At 72.6% G+C, this 5,855-nt stretch carries 5 protein-coding genes; all 5 read left to right on the plus strand.

Annotated elements, in window-relative coordinates; all coding sequences use genetic code 11:
• Positions 1-816 precede the first annotated feature (816 nt).
• The 5 genes from K336_RS0112120 to K336_RS16390 all read left to right on the plus strand — a co-directional run bounded on the left by K336_RS0112120 (position 817) and on the right by K336_RS16390 (position 5,680).
• Positions 817-1,326 carry a molybdopterin-binding protein gene (locus K336_RS0112120; protein WP_021798232.1) on the plus strand — a complete coding sequence of 170 codons (510 nt, stop codon included), beginning with the start codon at positions 817-819 and terminating at the stop codon, positions 1,324-1,326.
• Positions 1,327-1,407: 81 nt separating this feature from the next.
• Entirely contained in the window at positions 1,408-1,815 is a 408-nt protein-coding gene (locus tag K336_RS0112125) for a TOBE domain-containing protein (protein WP_021798229.1), read from the plus strand.
• Between the two features lie 90 nt (positions 1,816-1,905).
• On the plus strand, positions 1,906-2,703 hold the full coding sequence (modA, locus tag K336_RS0112130) for a molybdate ABC transporter substrate-binding protein (RefSeq protein ID WP_028707173.1): 798 nt from the start codon (positions 1,906-1,908) through the stop codon (positions 2,701-2,703).
• A 9-nt stretch (positions 2,704-2,712) separates the two neighbouring features.
• Positions 2,713-4,674 carry a molybdate ABC transporter permease subunit gene (gene modB, locus K336_RS0112135; protein WP_028707174.1) on the plus strand — a complete coding sequence of 654 codons (1,962 nt, stop codon included), beginning with the start codon at positions 2,713-2,715 and terminating at the stop codon, positions 4,672-4,674.
• A 361-nt stretch (positions 4,675-5,035) separates the two neighbouring features.
• A complete protein-coding gene (locus tag K336_RS16390) occupies positions 5,036-5,680 on the plus strand; it encodes a GNAT family N-acetyltransferase (RefSeq protein WP_211223513.1) in 645 nt (214 codons plus the stop codon).
• Positions 5,681-5,855 lie beyond the last annotated feature (175 nt).

Genomic DNA, 5,855 nt, shown 5'->3' on the forward strand with positions numbered 1-5,855 from the left:
GACTTGTTCCTTAAATTCCGCACTGTATTTCGGTGCCGACATGATCTAATTCTACCTCACGATCATTTCACCCACTGTCCGAAAAACACCAAGCACTCCAGCCCCCTGAACTCAGTCCCGTACGTGTCCCTGCGGCTGTTCCGCGGCCCCACCCGACCCCGCACCGTAGCAGCCGCCGCGTCGAGCCCGCCCGCCAGATCAGCACTGACCACGAAATCCCACACCACATCCGACGCCGCATGCAGATCATCAAGACTCAGATCACCACTCACAGAAGAACCCCCCGAAGAACCCCCCGGAGTGGGCAGACAGAACCACACCAATGCAGCCACGAGAACAACCCCACCGTCAACCAGTCGCAACGAGAGAAACAACACCCTCGACCCCACAGAACCGCTCCCCTCGGGGACGATTCAGGAACCCCACCCAGAACCCCCCGCCAACCGCCCAAGAACCTCAAGAGTGGCGACCGGGCGACCGAGCCTCGACCATCTCCAGCCAGGACAGGAACCCGACGGATCAGCCACGACGGGCCAGCGCATGGATCGCCGAGACCGCAAGCAGATTCGCGTCACGCTGCAGGAGGCGTCCACCGCCCCGGGGCCGGCGGCCCGCGCCGTCCAGGGGCGGTGCGGTCGTTCTGCGAGGCCGCCGCGGCATCCGCCCACGGGCGCCCAGCTGCCGCGAGGTCCAAGGGGCTCACCGCGTCCCCGCGGACGGCGGCAGGCCTAGGGTGGCTGGTGAAGCGAGCGCAGCCGTCAGAGCGACGAGCGCGGGCACGACGACCAGCGCCGTGGGGCGCGGAGAGGATGCCGGATGACGTACCGCAACGACTTCGACCTGTCGACGATCACCGCGGCGGTCGTCGTCATGAGCGACCGCGTGCTGTCGGGGGAGCGCCCCAACGGGGCGGGCGAGGCCTGTCGCGACCGCCTCCTGGCCGAGGGGCTCGGCGATGTCTCGCTGAGCGTCGTCCCCGAGCTCGCGCAGTCCCTCGACGAGGAGCTGCGCGCGGCCATCACGGCAGGACGGCGGCTCGTCGTCGTCCTGGGCGGCACCGGCTTCCGCCGCAACAACGACGCCCCCGAGGTCCTCCGCGGGCTCGTCGAGGTCGAGCTGCCCGGCGTCGCCGAGCTGATCCGCGCCCACGGCGCCGAGCACAGCCCGCTCGCGCCGCTCTCGCGCGAGGTCGTCGGCGTCACCGGCAAGGACGCCGACGCGGCCCTGCTCGTCTGCTCGCCCGGCTCCAAGGGCGGCATGAGCGACACCCTCGACGTGGTGGTGCCGCTGCTGCGCCACGTCTACATCCAGCTGGCCGAGAGCTGAGCGCGGCGGGCGCCGCCGATCCTCCGATCCGCTGATGCGGGTGATTCGGGTCGATCCATCCGATTTTGCTATGGTTCTTCCGTGCCAAGGCATCGCATCTCCGACATCAGCAGGCTGCTCGGCGTCTCGGACGACACCATCCGCCGCTGGATCAGCTCCGGCGCCGTGAAAGCCTTCCAGGACGACCAGCACGTGCTGCGCGTCGACGGCGCCTCGCTGGCCGGGCATCTGCTCGCCCAGCAGCACGACCACGTCGGCCTCGAGGACGGGTCGCGGTCCCAGTCGGCGCGCAACCACATCCAGGGCATCGTCACGGCCATCAGATCCGATCCGGTCATGAGCCAGGTCGACCTCGTCGCCGGGAACTCCCGGATCGTCTCGCTCATCTCCACCGAGGCCGTCGAGGCCCTCGGCCTCGAGGTGGGCTCCATCGCGGTGGCCCGGGTGAAGGCGACGAACGTCTCCCTCGAGCTGCCCGTCACCTCGTAGGCCCGTCGGGGCCATGGAATCAGGACCCCGCCGGGACGACGTCGTCCCGGCGGCCACGAATGCGTACGCCACGAACCCACAAGGAGCATCATGAGACTCACCCATCGCATCATGGCCGTCGGCACGGCCGTCGGCACGGCCGTCGCGCTGTCGGCCGCCATGGTCGGCTGCTCGTCGTCCAAGGGCTCGTCCTCCGACGCCTCGTCCTCGACCCAGACCACCGTCCTCACCGTCTACGCGGCCGCCTCGCTGACCGCCGGCTACGACGAGATGGCCACCGCCTTCGAGGCCGAGCACCCCGGCGTCGACGTCCAGTTCAACTACGCCGGCTCGCAGACCCTCGTCGACCAGATCAACCAGGGCGCCCCGGCCGACGTGCTGGCCACCGCCAACACCTCGACGATGCAGAAGGCCGTCGACGCCGGCACCGTCGGTGAGACCACCGAGTTCGCCACGAACGTCCTCACGATCATCACGCCCGCCGGCAACCCGGCCGGCGTCACGGGCCTCGACGCCTCGCTCGACAACGCCCAGCTCGTCATCTGCGCGCCCGAGGTGCCCTGCGGCTCGGCCACCCAGCAGCTCACCGAGAAGCTCGGCGTCACGCTCAACCCGGTGAGCGAGGAGCAGCAGGTCACCGATGTGGTCGGCAAGGTCACGAGCGGTGAGGCCACCGCCGGCATCGTCTACCGCACCGATGCGAAGGAGGCCGGCGACAAGGTCACCGAGGTGCCGATCGCCGGCGCCGACCAGGTCGTCAACCACTACCCGATCGCCACCGTCAACGAGAGCCAGCACGCCGAGCTGGCCCAGCAGTTCGTCGACTACGTGCTCTCCGACGACGGCCAGGCCACGCTCGACAAGTACGGCTTCTCCAAGGCCGCCTGAGCCGGTCCGATGAGCGCACGCGCCCGCCGCGCCGCGCCGCCGGCCCCGGTCCCCGTCTGGCTGGCGGCGCTGGCGGCGCTGGGCGTGCTCTACCTCGTGATCCCCCTCGTCGGCATGGGGGCGGCCGTCCCCTGGGGGCGCTTCGGCGAGCTCATCGGCGCCGAGGCCTCGCGCGACGCCCTGTGGCTGAGCCTGCGCACCTGCGCCGCCGCCACGGCCGTCGACCTGGTGCTCGGCGTGCCCCTGGCGGTGCTGCTGTCGCGGTCCTGGCGCGGGGTGCGGTGCGCGCGGGTGCTCGTCGCGCTGCCGCTGTCGCTGCCGCCGGTCGTCGCGGGGCTGGCGCTGCTGACCACCTTCGGCCGCCGGGGCCTCGTCGGCCAGGTGCTCGACGGGGTCTGGGGCGTTCGCATCGGCTTCACGACGCCGGCGGTCGTCATGGCGCAGGTCTTCGTCTCGCTGCCCTTCCTCGTCATCACGCTCGAAGCCGCCCTGCGCTCGCGGCCGGCGGGTCTGGAGGAGACCGCCGCCTCGCTCGGCGCCGGCCCCACGAGGGTGCTGCGCGCCATCACGCTGCCCCTCGTCGTGCCGGCGCTGGCGCGCGGTACGGCGCTGTCGCTGGCCCGCTGCCTCGGCGAGTTCGGGGCGACGCTCACCTTCGCCGGCTCGCTGCAGGGCGTCACCCGCACGATGCCGCTGCAGATCTACCTGGCCCGCGAGACGGACTCCGACAACGCGCTGGCGCTCGGCGCTCTCCTCGTCGTCGTGGCGGCCCTCGTCGTCGCGGGCACCGAGTGGACGCCCGGGGGGCGTGGCGGCGGGCCCGTCCACGAGGACGGGGCGGCGGCCGCCGAGCCCGTCTCCGCCGCTCCGGCGCGCGCCGTGCCCGCGGCGTCGATCGGCGTCGACGGCGCCCTGTCGGCCCGCGACTGGGCCCTGACGCTCGAGATCCCCGCGGGGCAGGTGCTCGCCGTCATGGGGCACAACGGCTCCGGCAAGTCCACGCTCGCCGAGATCGTCGCCGGGCGGCTGCGCCTGGACAGCGGCGAACTGCGCATCGGCGGCCGACTCGTCGACGGGCCGCGCGCCTTCGTCAGCGCCCACCGCCGCGGCGTGGCGATGCTCGGCCAGGACCCGCACGTCTTCGCCCACATGAGCGTGCTCGACAATGTGGCGTTCCCGCTGCGCTGCCGGGGCGTGCCCCGCGGACGGGCCAGGGAGGCGGCCGCGGAGCAGCTCGCCGCCGTCGGCTGCGCGCAACTCGCCGGGCGACGCGGCCGGCAGCTCTCGGGCGGGCAGGCGGCCCGTGTCGCGCTGGCCAGGGCGCTGGCCTTCGAGCCCGCCGTCCTCGTCCTCGACGAGCCGACGGCGGCCCTCGACGTCGAGGCATCCTCGCAGGTCGGCCGGGTGCTCGCCGCGCGCCTGGCCGACGCGGGCACGACGACGATCGTCGTCACCCACGACGTGCTCGAGGCGCTCGAGCTGGCCGACCGGATGATCGTCCTCGACCACGGTCGGATCGTCGAGCAGGGCGAACCGGCACGGCTGATCGCCCGCCCGGCGAGCACCTTCACCGCCCGGCTGGCCGGCCTCGACATCGTCACCGGGACGCTCGTCGTCGGCGACGACGGGCTGCCCGGCGTCGCCGTGGGGGAGCGCCGCCTCGTCGCCGCACGGCCGCCCGAGACCGGCGCGCCCGCGGCGGGGGAGCGGGTGGCCATGGTCTTCGCGCCGGAGTCGGTCGCCCTGCACGCCGCGCCGCCGGGGGGTTCGCCGCGCAGCGCCCTGCCCGGCACGGTCGAGGCGGCGGACGAGTCGGGCGGCCTGGTGAGCGTGCGGCTGGGCCTCGACGGCGGGGCCGTCGTCCGGGCCCGGGTGACGACGGCGGCCTGGGCCGAGCTCGGGACGCCGGTCGGCGGGCGGCTGTGGGCGCAGGTCAAGGCCACCCAGGTGCGGGTCGTGCCGCTGGCGTGAGCCGGTTCGATGACGAAAGGGGGAGCGGGCGCACGATCCGGTTCCGGGTGGCCGCCGGTCTTCCGCACGGGGTCGCCTCGTATGCGTCGCCTCGTATGCGACCGCGCCCGTTCGCCGGCCGGCTTGCCCGCGTCCTCCGGCCGCGACCCGACATGGGCGGAGACCCGAAGGCCCATGCAGGCCCGGCAACGACGTCCCTGGAACGCCGCTCATCGACGGGGCCCGTGCTCCTGACCTCACGCTCGGGCCGAAGAGCCGGGCTCACGGTCGGCGAGTCTTCGACGGTGGGCACCGTTCTCGAAGACGCAGCTGCCCGTGGCGGGCACCGGGACACCACGGATCAGGCTGGGATGATGGCCGCATGGACAGCCGACAGGGTGTGGCAGCCGGTCCGGGCATCACACTGGCGCCGCTCGAGCCCGATGACCGCGAGCAGTTCACAGCCGACAACCAAGAGGCGTTCCTCCACGGGGCGACGCAGGGGTTCGACATGCGCGACGACCACTTCGAGGAGGACGGGCAGATCATCTTCCGCGGGACCATCGAGCGCGCGATCGGCGGGGAGCACGCCGAGGCATGGCGCATCGTCGTGGGCGATCGCGCAGTCGGTGGAATCGTGCTGAACATCGACGGGACCGCGCGGAGGGGCGAACTGGAGCTGCTGTTCGTCTCACCGGATGCCCACAGCAACAGCAGGGGCATCGGGCAGGCGGCATGGCGCGAGGTGGAGCGCATGCGCCCCGGGGTGCGCACGTGGGGCCTGGTGATCCCGTACTTCGAAAAACGCAACATCCACTTCCATGGCCCCCCTGGGACGGGGCCGTGTTTCGTGGGTTTCCTGTGCTGTTTCGGATGCGGTGGGGGCGTGCGGGTCGGGGTCGCCCCGGAAGGAGACCGCCGTCCTGGTCGGGTGGAGGAGGCGTTCCGGCAGTCGCGTGCTCGCCGGGATGAAGGCCGAAGCGGTCCTGCACGCCTCCCGTGGCGTCGATGCGGGCGTCATCGCTGAGACGGTCGAGCGGGCGGAGAGGACGGTGCAGGAGTGGCCGGCCGACTGGCGGGCCACCAGGATGCGCCGGGTCCCGGCCGGGCATGCGGGGAACCGGGACGCGGTGGAACCCGTCCGCGTCCGGAAGCAGGAACCCGAGACCATCCTGGCCCGGCCGCTTGGAGCACGAGGCCTG

Source organism: Propionibacterium acidifaciens DSM 21887 (assembly GCF_000426605.1).
In the GTDB taxonomy this organism is placed as follows: Bacteria; Actinomycetota; Actinomycetes; order Propionibacteriales; family Propionibacteriaceae; genus Propionibacterium; species Propionibacterium acidifaciens.